The following is a 12204-nucleotide window of genomic DNA, read 5'->3' on the forward strand; positions in this document are numbered from 1 at the left end:
CCGGTGGAAGAATCATCTGTTATCTTGATAGAAAATAGTCGATTTAAAGTTCAACGGACGAACTCGGTGCTCACCGGTCACGAGGATCGTCGTGCTTTTAGTGATGTCCCGGGCTGTCCAGAGCAGGCGTCGCCTGGGCGAGGTCGAGGCTCGCCGTGGCGCCGCGGCGGTGAATCACCAGGCGTCGGAGAGGTAACCGCGGTCGCTGTTGTCGGGGTCGTCGACCGCGGGCTTGGGTGGCTCGGGTTCCGAGTACGCCGCCAGCGCGGCGATCTCGGCGGCCGTGGCGGCGGGGGCGGCGTCGACGGCGGCCTGGCGCTCGGCCTCTGGCAGGGCCTGCCAGGCGTCGGCCTGGGCGCGCAGGGCGCTGACGGTGTCCTCGGCGAGCACCGAGGAGTACAGGAGGTCCCTCGGCCGTGCCCGGCCCGCCACCACGTCGCGGGCGAAGTCGCCGAGGTCGCCAGGTTCCCGCGCGAGCAGCCGCATCCGGGTGTCCATAGCCTTGCGACCCTCGTCGGTCCGCCAGGGCGTGGTCATCGGACCGCCGGGTGCCGGTAGGGCTCAGCAGGCCAGGCCGCCGCGGCCACCTCGCCGTTGCCCGCCACCATCTCGGCCGCGGACTGGATGCCGTGGGCCAGCATGCGAACCTTGTCCAGGAGGTCCGCGATCGGGAACACCGAGTAGACAACGGCGGCGAACGCCTGCTCCGGCTTCTCCCCGCGGATGACGTTGACCACGCCGCCGACCGCGGCGCCCAGCCCACGCACCTTGAGCAGCGAGTCGAGCACCGAGTCGATCAGGGAGTCCATGGCGATGTTCAACGCCTGGAACGCGTGGAACGCCGAGCGGGCGAAGTTCTTGATCTTCCAGCCTGCTTCTACGCAGAACTTGGCGTGGTCGGCGCACGCCTGCGAGTACGCGGCCAGCCAGTTCTCCAGCGCGGCGGCGGCGTTGCCGTCCCAGCGGTCCTGGATCGCGTAGCGCCCGCGGTCGACGTTGCACTTGATCCGGCCGAACGCCGTCGCGGTGTCCTCGAACACCGAACCCTGGCGCATCAGCCCTTTCCAGTCGCCCGCGATCATGGTCGTGACGGCGGCGAACGGGTCCCAGCCGACCAGCCACTTGAGCAGGTCGCGCACATACGGCGCCACCGACGCCGCGCCGGTGAGCTTGTCGATCTCACCGTCGAGGTCGAAGTCCCACCCGCGGCCGTCGTTGTCCCTTGGCTCCGGTGGGGCGGTGTAGGGGAACTCGGGGTTGTGCGGGTCCCGCCAGGCGTCTTCCCAGTCGGTGAATCCGCCCGCGGTCTCCGGCGCCGTGACGGTGTCGCCGCTGACGCGCCGCGAGGTCGCCGCCGGGTACTCGCTGTCCAGCCGCGCTTCCTCGGCGGCGTCGGTGGCCACGTAGAACTTCGCCACCGCGACCAGCGTCTCGTCGCAGTGGTCCGCGAGGGTCGACGCACGCTGACAGTTGGACAACCCCAGGCTCTGCCACCTGTCCAGCGGCCCGGCGAGCATCCCGAGCAGGCCCTCGCCGAACTCGCTGGGCCCGGCGCCGTTGTTCGCGGCCGCGAAGATCGACGCGGCCGAGCCCGCCCGTCCCATCAGCTTCGCCAGCGCGACGACGGATGGTGGATCGACCTTGAAGTTCACGTGCGCACACCCCCCGCGGCGGACTCTATGACAGATCCGCCGGGCGTGGCGACACCAGCCGCCGATAGGCCGTAACTGCCGCCTCACCCACTGAGCCGAAGCTGACGAGGTGCTCCAAGACCAGAGAGGACGGATCAGATCGGCGGGGCGAGGACCGGGTACCGGGCGAGCACGCCCGCGTCGCCGGTCACCCCGTCGAGGTCGGCCGCCGGGAGCCGGTGCCAGAGAAAGAGCATCAGGTCCGACGCCGGGGCGGCCAGCTCGACGTCCCATGGCTCGGCCTCGTGGACGAGCCGGGCGTCGTCGCCGTCGAAGCGCAGGGTCCACCGGCCGGGGCCGTCGGTCTGGCGGAACCGCAACCGCTCCCCCGCCCCCGGCTCGGCCTTGCTTCGGGTCCGCCGGGCGGCGAGCATGACCGCGAACGCGTGGTCGATCGCGTCTTCGGCGAGTTCGGTGTCGACCGGCCCGGCCACCCCGAGCGCGTTCGCCGCGTCCCAGTGGTGCACGGCGGCCTCGATGGCCTGCATCCGCGCCCAGAACCCGACGCCGCCCTCCCCCGCCCAGGTCCACACGCGCTCGGCTGGGTCGCGGTCCCGGAACAGGTCCGTCAGCGCTGCGGCGCCCTCGGTGAACCACTCGATCAGCCCGGCGGGGATCGGCCCGCGGCTCGGGCCGTGCTCCGGGGTCGGCCAGCCCACCCGGTCGGCCGGGAGGCCGAGGAAGTCGGTTCCGGTGGGATCGACCGGCTCCGTGATCCGCTCCCGGACGAGGTGGGCTACGTACCGGTGCACCCAGCCCAGGTGCGCCACCAGGTCCGAGACGGTCCAGTCAGGACAAGAGGGCACCCAGGGCGCGTCCCCGGCCGCCCGACGAGCGAGCGTCTCGAACGCCAGGACCTCACGACGGAAATGACGGACGTAGTCCACGGCCCACTCCCCTGCCGTTCATGCCGTTCCCCGGGAGCCACAGCCGCCGTCAGTGGCGGCCACGCCCCTGAGCAGTGCCCACGCTCAAAGCCCCCGCCCTTCCAGGCGTTTTGTCGTATTTCCTCTTGTTATACCGGGCCCGCGCCCTCCGGGAGGACAAACCATCCGATATCTTGATAGTCCATAGTTGATTTTAAAGCCAGGGCAAAGGGGAGTAGGGCGAGCTGGGATCAACAGCAGGGGCTGGTCAGAGGGCAGCCAAGACGCGCGAAGGGCGGGTGTGGCGGGTCGAACCCGGCACACCCGCCCTTCGGCGAACGGTTACAGCGAGGCGATCAGGCGTTCCACCCGCTCATCGACCGCGCGGAACGGGTCCTTGCACAGCACGGTGCGCTGGGCCTGGTCGTTGAGCTTGAGGTGCACCCAGTCGACGGTGAAGTCGCGGCCCGCGGCCTGGGCCGCGGCGATGAAGTCGCCGCGCAGCTTGGCCCGGGTGGTCTGCGGCGGGGTGTCCTTGGCGGCCTCGATCTCGCCGTCGTCGGTCACCCTGGCCACCAGGTCCTTGCGCTGGAGCAGGTCGAAGATGCCACGACCGCGCCGGATGTCGTGGTAGGCGAGGTCGAGCTGGGCGATGCGGGGGCTGGACAGCTCCAGGTCGTGCTTGGCCCGGTAGCGCTCGACCAGCCGGTGCTTGATCGCCCAGTCGATCTCGCGGTCGATCTTGGTCAGGTCCTGCTCCTCGATCGCGTCGAGAACCCGGCCCCACATGTCGACCACCCGCTGGGCCAGCGGGTCGGGCGAGCGGCGGGCGACGTGCTCGACGGCCTTGGCGTGGTACTCGCGCTGGATGTCCAGCGCCGAGGCCTCCCGCCCGCCCGCGAGCCGCACCAGCTTGCGGCCGGTGAGGTCGTGGCTGATCTCGCGGATGGCGCGGATCGGGTTGTCCAGGCTGAAGTCGCGGAATTGGACGCCGTCCTCGATCATCTCCAGCACCAGGTTGGCGGTGCCCACCTTGAGCAGGGTGGTCGACTCCGACATGTTCGAGTCGCCGACGATGACGTGCAGGCGCCGGTAGCGCTCCGCGTCGGCGTGCGGCTCGTCGCGGGTGTTGATGATCGGCCGGGACCGGGTGGTGGCGCTGGAGACGCCTTCCCAGATGTGCTCGGCGCGCTGCGAGAGGCAGTAGACCGCCCCGCGCGGGGTCTGCAGGACCTTGCCCGCGCCGCAGATGAGCTGGCGGGTGACCAGGAACGGCAGCAGCACGTCGGCGATCCGGGAGAACTCGCCCGCCCGGGTGACCAGGAAGTTCTCGTGGCACCCGTAGGAGTTGCCCGCCGAGTCGGTGTTGTTCTTGAACAGGAAGATGTCGCCGCCGATGCCCTCGTCGGCCAGTCTTCGCTCCGCGTCGACAAGCAGGTCCTCCAGGATCCGCTCGCCCGCCTTGTCGTGGGTGACCAGTTGGACCAGGTCGTCGCACTCCGCCGTGGCGTACTCCGGGTGCGACCCGACGTCCAGGTAAAGGCGTGATCCGTTCCGCAGGAACACGTTCGAGGAACGCCCCCACGAAACCACCCGCCGGAACAGGTACCGCGCGACCTCGTCCGGCGACAGCCTGCGCTGCCCGTGGAACGTACAGGTCACGCCGAACTCGGTCTCGATGCCGAAGATCCGCCGCTGCATCCTCTAAGCCTAGGCGCAAAGTACGACAAGGACCGTGCGCCGTTCGGGGAGGTCCACGATCTGTTATCGAGCGTGCCGTCACCCGCTGTTCACCTTGGCCCTCCGCACGGCGGCCGAATCCGGCGTCCGGTTGAATCTCCGATCATGTTCCGACGAGTGCGCCGTTCCGTCCGCAGGGTCAACCGGGTCGACCAGGATCTGGTGCGGCTGAGCGCGGCGCTGCCCCGCACACCGGTCGACCACGGGCTCAAATCTCTGACCAGGTCGGCCAACAAGGGCAGGCTCTGGTTCGCCGTCGCGGCCCTGCTGGCCTGCCGAAAGGGCCCCGGTCGGCGGGCCGCGCTGCGCGGGGTCGGGGCGATCGCGTTCGCCAGCACGTCGGCCAACCTGGTCGCGAAGAACCTCTTCCCGCGCAGGCGCCCGGCGGCCGACCTCGTGCCGGAGCACCGCAGGCTGACCAAGCGGCCCACCAGCTCGTCGTTCCCGTCCGGACACTCGGCCTCGGCAGTGGCGTTCACCACAGCTGTTGCGATGGAGCATCCGATGCTGGCCATCGCGGTCGCGCCGCTGGCGGCCGCGGTGGCGTACTCGCGCGTCCACACCGGGGTCCACTGGCCCACCGACGTCGCCGCGGGGGCCGCGATCGGCGTCGGCGCGGCGTACGCGACCCGCCACTGGTGGCCCCTGGGCGCGGAGGGGCCGGGCCGGACCGCGCACGCGGCCGACCTCCCGCCGCTGGGCGACGGCGCCGGGCTGCTGGTGCTGGTGAACCCGAACTCCGGGGTGGCCGGGGTGGACCCGACCGGCGAGATCGCCCAGCTGTGGCCGGACGCGACGATCGAGCACCCGCGGCCGGGGGTCAACCTGATCGATCAGCTGTCCGAGCGGCTCACCGCCGCGCCCGGGGAGTTCAAGGCCGTCGGCGTGGCCGGTGGCGACGGCACGGTCGCCGCCGTGGCCGCCGTCGCGGCGGAGTTCCAGCTTCCGCTGCTGCTGATCCCGGCGGGCACGCTCAACCACTTCGCCCGGGACGTGGGCGTGGAGACCGTGCACGAGTCGGTCGAGGCGGTGCGGGCGGGCACCGGCGTGCAGATCGACCTGGCCGGGGTGCGGATCACCGGCAGCACGGGCGCCACGCACCGCTGGTTCGTCAACACCGCCAGCCTGGGCGGGTACCCGGAGATGGTGCGGCTGCGGGAGCGGCTGGAGGCGCGGAACTGGCCGAAGTGGCCCGCGGGCGCGCTGGCGCTGATCAGGACCCTGCGGCGGGCGCAGCCGATCCGGCTGGAGTTCAACGGCAAGGCGCACCTGGTGTGGATGGTGTTCGTCGGCAACGGCACCTACGCCCCCAAGGGCTTCGCGCCGACCCAGCGGCCCGCCCTCGACACCGGCCTGCTCGACGTGCGCTATGTGCGCGCCGACCTGCCGTACTCGCGGGCGCGGTTCGTGCTGGGCACGCTCACCCGCACACTGGCGACCAGCCACGTCTACCGCCAGCACGACATGCCGAGCCTGGACGTCCGCCTTCTCGACGGCTACCGCCGGGTGGCCACCGACGGCGAGGTGGGGCCGCTGGGACAGCGGTTCGAGTTCCGCTCCCGGCCGAGGGCGCTGTCGATCTACCGCTCCTGACTCCCAGGCCCGAGGGTCAGCGGACGCCTGAGGTGTCAATGCTCCAGGCGAGATCGTGGGCGCCGAGGAGGTCGAGGAGCGCGCGTGGGTCGAAGGCCTGGGCGGGGGCCAGCACGCCGGGTTTGGCGCCGTCTTCGGCGAGCAGGCGCGCGGCTTCGACCGCGATGACCGCGGTGGCGCCGTAGGTGTCGCGGCCGGTGGCGAGCCCCCGGACCTGGTGGCCGTCGGGGGTCACGGCGTCGACGAGGTAGGTGAACCGCTGGGCGCGGCGGGCTTCGTCGGTGGGGCCCTCCGGCATGGCTTCGATGGCCGCGGCGGCGATCGGCGCGCTGAACCGGGCCAGCAGCGCCCCCGCGGCCACGCCTTCGACGTGGTCGACGCGCACGTGCCGGGGAATGGTGACGACCTCGGAGAGGGCGAGCTTCGCCATCTCGGTCGGTTCCGCCGCGCCGGGGAGCAGGATCGAGGGCCGCCGGGCAGGCATCCCGACGCGCCAGTCGCCGTCGTGGTAGGTCAGGGCCCCGGTGGTGAGCGCGTCGATGGTGCGGTGGGCGGAGCGGGCCGATCCGCGCGACATCCCGCCGCCGACGATGGTGTGGCTGACGGTGATCGCGGAGATCGACGGGACCTGGTCGCCGATGAGGTGCGCGATGAGGTCGCCGGGCACGCAGCCGTCGTTGGCGGCGGGCACGACGGTCACCCCGGCTTGTTCCGCCGCGGCCGGGAAGGTGTCGAAGACCGACTTGAGGTAGCGCTGTTCGCCCGCGGTGTCGACGTAGTGGCAGCCCGCGGCGATCGCGGCGCGCACCACGGCCTCGCCGGAGCCGGTGAAGGGCCCGGCGCAGTTGACGACGGCGGCGCATCCGGCGAAGGCCGCGACGAGGGCGGTGTGGTCGGCGCCCGCGGCGACGCGCCGGGGGCTCGCGGTGAGCCCGACGGCGGTCGCGGCGTGCCGCAGGCGCTCGGCGTCGCGGCCGACGAGCACCGCGTCGGCGCCCCGGCGGGCCAGTTCGGCGAGCACGAGTTTGCCCTGGTAGCCGCTGGCGCCATAGACGGCGATGAGCACAGCAGTCTCCGTTCGTGAAGTGCGGACGTGGATATCTGGCCGGAAAAGATTCGGCCTTTCTCACCGTATGGCGGGCTCGATGGACTTCCCATGCTTTTACGTCCCACTTTTATGCGCGAACGTCTTGGTATCGGAGTTACAGCGATACGATCGCTGAGTGGATGTGTTCTCCGACGCGGTGCTGGCGATGCGTGTGGGGCGCCCGCATTCGGCGCGGACGCGGCGGTCCGCGCCGTTCGGCCTGCGGTTCCCGGCCGTCGCGGGCGCCGGGTTCCACATCGTGCTGCAAGGAAAGTGCTGGTTGTTCCCACCCGAGGGCGCGCCCGTCCCGGTCGCGCCCGGCGATGTCGTGTTCCTGCCGAGGGGAAGCGCGCATGGCCTCGCCGACAGCCCGACGACGCCGCTGGCCCACGCGGCCACGTCGCTGGCCATGGTCCGGTCCGACCAGTCCGGCGACGAGTCCGCGGACACGGTCACGGTGTGCGGCGCGTACCTGCTCGACCAAGCGCGGGCGCATCCGCTGGTCGGCGAACTGCCGGAGGTGATCCACATGTCGGCGCGGGCGGGCAGGCGCCCGGCGCTGCGCGCGGCCGTTGACCTGCTCGACATGGAGTTGGAGCGGTCCGGTCCCGGTTCCGGCGCGATGCTGCCCGCCCTGTTGGACGTGCTGGTCTTGCAGGTCTTGCGCGCGTGGCTGGACGAGCAGGCATGCGCGGTCGGCTGGGTCGCCGCCCTGCGGGATTCCGCCGTGGTCGCCGCGCTCAACGCCATCCACCACGACCCGGGCAGACAGTGGACGGTCGCCGAACTGGGCAGGCACGCGGGACTGTCCCGCGCGGCATTCGCCCGCCGCTTCGGCACACTGGTCGGCCAACCGCCCCTGGCTTACCTGACCTGGTGGCGAATGACCCTCGCCGCCCGGCTCCTGCGCGACTCGGACACCTCCATGGCCGCCGTGGCGCACAGGGTCGGCTACACCTCGGAGTTCGCCTTCGCGCACGCCTTCAAGCGCCACCATGGGGAGCCGCCGGGCCGTTTCCGGAGGTCCGCGCAGGCGGTCCCGCGGCCGGATTAGTCGGTAACAGCGATAATGAAAGTGTGTTAGCGTTGATACGTGGACACCCGGACAGCGCTGCTTGAGGCGGCGGCGCGGCTGCTTGCCGAGTCGCCGGTGGCTGATGTGTCGACGCGGGCGGTGTGCGAGGCGGCGGGAGTCGGCGCTCCTGTGCTCTACCGGCAGTTCGGGGACAAGGCGGGGCTGCTCGCGGCCGTGGTCGACCATGGCTTCGACAAGTACCTGGCCGTCAAGCGGGCGGCGGCGCCCTCGGCCGACCCGGTTCGGGACCTGCGTGACGGGTGGGACAGCCACGTCGCGTTCGCCCTGGCCAACCCGCACTACTACCGGCTGATGTACTCCCCCGCCGTCACCGCCACGCCCGCCGCCGCTGTCGAGGCGCACGAGTTGCTGTTGGGCGTCCTGCGGCGCTGCGCGGCGGCCGGGCGGCTGCGGGTGTCGCCGGAAACCGCCGCCCGCATGGTGCTGGCGGCCAACATCGGCGTCGCCCTGGTCCTGGTCACCCGCCCGGCTCTCTACGCGGACCCGGGACTGTCGCACCGGGTCCGCGACGCCGTGCACGCGGCGATCCTCGGCGAGCCAGGGCGGTCCGGGCAGGCAGGTGTCGCCTCGGCCGCCACGCGGCTGGCCGCGCTGCTGCGGCAGGCGCCGAGCGCGGCGCTCTCCCCCACCGAGACAGCCCTGTTGCTGGACTGGCTCACCCGACTCTCCGACACCCCAGAGGAGCACCCATGACCCGCGTCGCGATCATCACCGGCGGCTCGCGCGGCATCGGCCGCGCCGCCGCGCGCAGGCTGGCCGCCGACGGCTACGCACTCGCGATCGCCTACGCCAGCAACGCCGCCGAGGCCGAGGACGCCGTGCTGGAGGTGAAGGCGGCGGGCGGACAGGCGGTCGCCCACCGCGCGGACGTCGCCGACGAGAACCAGGTCGCCGCCCTGTTCGACGCGACGGAAGCGGCCTTCGGCGGTGTCGACGTGGTCGTCCACGCCGCGGGCAGGCTCGTGCTGTCCCCCATCGCCGAGTTGGACCTCGACGTGCTGGACCAGCTGCACCGCACCAACGTCCGCGGCACGTTCGTCGTCGACCAGCAGGCCGCGCGGCGGGTCCGGGCGGGCGGGGCGATCATCAACTTCTCGACGTCGGTGCTGGGGCTGTCGCTGCCCGGCTACGGCGCCTACGCGGCGAGCAAGGGCGCGGTCGAGGCGATCACGATGATCCTGGCCAGGGAGCTGCGCGGCAAGGACATCACCGTCAACGCGGTCGCCCCCGGCCCGACCGCGACGGCCATGTTCCTCGACGGCAAGGCCCCCGAGACCATCGCCAGGATGGCCGCGCAGCCGCCGCTGGAGCGCCTGGGCGTGCCGGAGGACATCGCGGAGGTCGTGGCGTTCCTCGCCGGTCCGGCCCGGTGGGTCAACGGCCAGGTCCTGCGCGCCAACGGCGGCATCGCCTGACCGGGCCTCAGCCGGTGGCGGCGGCCGGGGCGTGCTCGGACCACCAGGCCGCGAACAGCGGGTTCGTGTCGGTCAGCCGCGCGTAGGCGGACAGCAGCGACGCGGGCGCGTGCTCGGCCGCGCCCACCAGCGTGCTCTCCGCGTGCCACACCAGCACGATCTCCTGGCGCAGCGGGGTGCCCGCGATGGCGCGGATCACCAGGCCGTTGCCCTCGCGGGCGACCGGCTTGGCCAGGGTGACCGCGCCCGCCTGCACCAGCGCCCGGGTGGTGGTCGAGTCGGTCATCTGGTGCTTGATCCTGGGGGCGAACCCGCTGGCCGCGCAGGCGCGGACGAAGGCGAGTTGCTCGGTGCCCTCCGCGACCGGCGGCACCACCCAGCTCTCCTCGGCCAGGTCGGCGAGGTCGATCTCGCCGCGGTCGGCGAGCGGGTGGGTCTCGGCGAGCGCGACGAACAGCGGCGCGGACAAGGTCACGCGGCTGTGCAGGGCGGCGGGCAGCGGGGTGCGAAAGCCCGGGTTCTCCTCCAGGATCACGAAGTCGACCTTGTGGTCGAGCACCTTGCGGACCAGTTCGGCCGGTTGCACGTCGATGTCGATGGCCGCCTCGGCGCCACCGAGCCGTTCGGCGATGGCGGTGGCGAACAGCGGCACGATCAGCCCGGGCGGGCCGCCGACCCGGACCTGGCCCGCCCCGGCGGCCGTGCGGGTGCGCTGCTTGATCCCGGCCATCAGGTCGTCGACCTCGGCGAGCAGCACGCGCGCGGTGGTCAGCACATAGCTGCCGAGGTCGGTCGGCACCACCCCGGTGCCGGTGCGGGCGAACAGGAGTCCGCCGACGCGCCGTTCGAGCCGCTGGAGCTGGGCGGTGAGCGCGGGCTGCGACACGCCGAGCCGGACGGCGGCCTTGGACAGGCTGCCCGCATCGGCGACCGCCCGGATCACCCGGAGATGGCGCAATTCCAGCTCGCTCACACCAGAGTTATGCCTTCTGACGAGGCGTTATGCAAATATCCGGCCACCGCGTGGGAACAAGCCCACAGTTCCGGCCAGCGGCGTGTGAAAACGCCCGTGCCGCCGTCGTCTGATGACAGCGCCGGAAAGCGCCTTGCGGACGGTCACCGGCCGCGTGGACCCACCATGCCCGCGACGATTCTGCCGACGGCGGCGATCTTGCGGGCCGGGGTGTGCGGGGGAATCACGCCCATGCTGGCCGCGGGCAGGGTGTCCATGCGGCGCAGCAGCCGCCGGAAGCTGTCGAGCTGCCGCTGGAGCAGGTCCACGTCCACGTAGTCGCCCGGTTCGAGGCTGAGCAGGTACTGCGGCGCGGTCACCAGGGCGATGTTGGGAATCCGCTTCAGGTACAGCGGCTGCCCTTCGCCGAACTGGATGACCGCGTTCGGCGCGGACACCCGGGTCGGCCCGGGCAGCGCGCCCCGCCAGTCGAGGTCCACCAGCATCCGCAGCTCCGGGGTGGAGGCGTAGAGCACCTCCGGTTCGGCGTTGCCGGTGGGGCCGTAGGCGCCGGTGTCAGGGTCGTCGCGGTACTCGACCGCGCCGAGGTGCTCGACGCCGAGCCCGGCGACGGCCTGCCGCTGCCCCGGGCCGCCCGCCCACCACTGGGGGTGGTCGTCCAGCCAGCGGCTCATCGCCTGGCCGTGCCCGGTGGTGACCGCCGGGATGCGCAGGTGACCGGCGGCGAGCACGAACACCACGGTGCGCTCCGGCGGCCGCGCGACGACGTCGGCGGCGAGGTCGAGCAGGCCGATGTGCCCGTTTTCCTCGGCGACGTTGGTGCCGTCGCTGTGGCTGACCACCAGCACGGTCTCCTCAGGTCGCCGGGTGCCTTCCACCGCCGCCCACACCGTCCGCATGGTCGCGTTCGGCGTGATGGTCGCGTTGAGCACCAGCTCGGCCCGCTCGCCGCGGTCGGCCGCGGCCAGCACCGCGTCGGCGGCGTCGCCCGCGACGAACACGGCGGGCAGGTCCAGGTAGGGCAGGGTGAACGGCACGTACTGGCCGCGGGCGTTGGCCGGGCTGATGCCGCGCCAGACGAACACGACGCCGCGGACCCCGGCCGAGCGCGCCCGCTTGAGTCCGAGGCCCGCGAGGGTGGCCGGGATCAGCGGGTTCGCCGACCGGCCCCACGGGTCGCCCGGGTCCCAGCTGCCCACCACCGCGCCGAAGGAAAGCTCCCGGTTGCGGACCTCGACCACGGCGATGCCCTCGCGCGCGGCGGACCAGCGCGGCAGCGGACCACGCAGGCGGCGCAGCGGACCGCTGACCCCCGCCGCGCCGGTCGTGCCCGAGTAGGGAAACGCCGAGGCGATCTCCACCGGCTGCCCGGCCACGGTCAGCCGCAGATCCTCCGGCGTCGCGGGCAGGTCCCACCGGGTGAAGTCGAGAACGTCCTCGTGGACCTCGACGCCAAGGTCGGCGAACCGCGCGGCGACGTGCTCGACCAGCCGTTCGTGCTCCGGCGACCCGGTCAGCCTCGGCCCCAGCTCGGTCAGCAGGTCGAGTTCGGCGATCACGACGTCACGGTCCACCGGGGGAGGCTCCTCACTCCGCAGAGACATCCGCGCTGACATTCCGCGCTCGACATTCCGAGCCGACCTTACGCGGCGGGGGGGGGGGGGGGGGGGGGGGGGGGGGGGGGGGGGGGGGGGGGGGGGGGGGGGGGGGGGGGGGGGGGGGGGGGGGGGGGGGGGGGGGGGG

At 72.4% G+C, this 12204-nt stretch carries 11 protein-coding genes; 4 read left to right on the plus strand and 7 right to left on the minus strand.

Features of this window, described 5'->3' with window-relative positions; genetic code table 11:
* Positions 1-174: 174 nt before the first annotated feature.
* The 4 genes from ACZ6SD_RS30085 to pafA form a co-directional block, all read right to left on the minus strand.
* Positions 175-537, minus strand: a complete 363-nt coding sequence (locus tag ACZ6SD_RS30085) for a hypothetical protein (RefSeq protein ID WP_465320394.1) — start codon at positions 535-537, stop codon at positions 175-177.
* Positions 534-1652 carry a hypothetical protein gene (locus ACZ6SD_RS30090; RefSeq protein ID WP_465320395.1) on the minus strand — a complete coding sequence of 373 codons (1119 nt, stop codon included), beginning with the start codon at positions 1650-1652 and terminating at the stop codon, positions 534-536. The genes ACZ6SD_RS30085 and ACZ6SD_RS30090 overlap by 4 nt, the downstream gene beginning before the upstream one ends.
* A gap of 134 nt (positions 1653-1786) precedes the next feature.
* Positions 1787-2578 (minus strand): maleylpyruvate isomerase family mycothiol-dependent enzyme, encoded by a 792-nt coding sequence (locus ACZ6SD_RS30095; protein ID WP_465320396.1) that lies wholly within the window; start codon positions 2576-2578, stop codon positions 1787-1789.
* A 321-nt stretch (positions 2579-2899) separates the two neighbouring features.
* Positions 2900-4258, minus strand: coding sequence for a Pup--protein ligase (pafA, locus tag ACZ6SD_RS30100; protein WP_465320397.1), 1359 nt, complete (start codon positions 4256-4258; stop codon positions 2900-2902).
* A 144-nt stretch (positions 4259-4402) separates the two neighbouring features.
* On the opposite strand from pafA, the gene ACZ6SD_RS30105 reads away from it, so the two are divergent.
* Positions 4403-5890, plus strand: a complete 1488-nt coding sequence (locus ACZ6SD_RS30105) for a phosphatase PAP2 family protein (protein WP_465320398.1) — start codon at positions 4403-4405, stop codon at positions 5888-5890.
* A gap of 16 nt (positions 5891-5906) precedes the next feature.
* On the opposite strand, the gene ACZ6SD_RS30110 is transcribed toward ACZ6SD_RS30105, so the two are convergent.
* Positions 5907-6956, minus strand: a complete 1050-nt coding sequence (locus ACZ6SD_RS30110) for a saccharopine dehydrogenase family protein (RefSeq protein ID WP_465320399.1) — start codon at positions 6954-6956, stop codon at positions 5907-5909.
* Positions 6957-7113: 157 nt separating this feature from the next.
* On the opposite strand from ACZ6SD_RS30110, the gene ACZ6SD_RS30115 reads away from it, so the two are divergent.
* The 3 genes from ACZ6SD_RS30115 to ACZ6SD_RS30125 are packed head-to-tail and all read left to right on the plus strand — an operon-like array spanning position 7114 to position 9488.
* Positions 7114-8031, plus strand: a complete 918-nt coding sequence (locus ACZ6SD_RS30115) for an AraC family transcriptional regulator (protein ID WP_465320400.1) — start codon at positions 7114-7116, stop codon at positions 8029-8031.
* Between the two features lie 39 nt (positions 8032-8070).
* Positions 8071-8766, plus strand: a complete 696-nt coding sequence (locus tag ACZ6SD_RS30120) for a TetR/AcrR family transcriptional regulator (RefSeq protein WP_465320401.1) — start codon at positions 8071-8073, stop codon at positions 8764-8766.
* Positions 8763-9488 (plus strand): SDR family oxidoreductase, encoded by a 726-nt coding sequence (locus ACZ6SD_RS30125; RefSeq protein ID WP_465320402.1) that lies wholly within the window; start codon positions 8763-8765, stop codon positions 9486-9488. The genes ACZ6SD_RS30120 and ACZ6SD_RS30125 overlap by 4 nt, the downstream gene beginning before the upstream one ends.
* Positions 9489-9495: 7 nt before the next feature.
* Here the strand turns inward: ACZ6SD_RS30125 and ACZ6SD_RS30130 are convergent, their stop codons facing one another.
* Together ACZ6SD_RS30130 and ACZ6SD_RS30135 are read right to left on the minus strand one after the other, a co-directional pair.
* Positions 9496-10461, minus strand: a complete 966-nt coding sequence (locus ACZ6SD_RS30130) for a LysR family transcriptional regulator (RefSeq protein WP_465320403.1) — start codon at positions 10459-10461, stop codon at positions 9496-9498.
* A 143-nt stretch (positions 10462-10604) separates the two neighbouring features.
* On the minus strand, positions 10605-12035 hold the full coding sequence (locus ACZ6SD_RS30135) for a hypothetical protein (RefSeq protein WP_465320404.1): 1431 nt from the start codon (positions 12033-12035) through the stop codon (positions 10605-10607).
* Between the last annotated feature and the right edge of the window lie 169 nt (positions 12036-12204).

It is taken from the genome of Actinokineospora sp. NPDC051303, from assembly GCF_055586285.1.